Source organism: Dyella sp. SYSU CM1112, assembly GCF_058216415.1.
Genome location: NZ_JBZEGI010000124.1, coordinates 1 through 278, shown reverse-complemented (window position 1 = coordinate 278; position 278 = coordinate 1). Strand labels below are relative to the sequence as shown.

Genomic DNA, 278 nt, shown 5'->3' with positions numbered 1-278 from the left:
CCCGTTGTTCGCCTCGGCCACGGCGTCGTCTGCGCATGATGAGGCGCCATTGCATCATTTCGATCTGGACAACTATGCCACCCGTGCCGAAGAAGCTTAGGCGGCTGCGCCCAAGAACGCGCCGGCAAAATCGTCCACAGTCAGCGAATACCACTTCGATTTCGACCTGACGCCGCATGCCGACCCTGTGCCACCCGCGGCAGCTCCCACACCTTTGAAAGCTAAAGAGCCGTCGGAGGAGCCGATTTCGACCTGGAAGTTCGAGGAGCCGACCGAAG

1 protein-coding gene is annotated in these 278 nt (G+C 60.8%); it reads right to left on the bottom strand.

The window, feature by feature from the left end:
• Window positions 1-96 precede the first annotated feature (96 nt).
• Window positions 97-278: hypothetical protein (locus AC4HNJ_RS21900; protein WP_490481728.1), on the bottom strand; the 182-nt coding region annotated here is incomplete at its 5' end.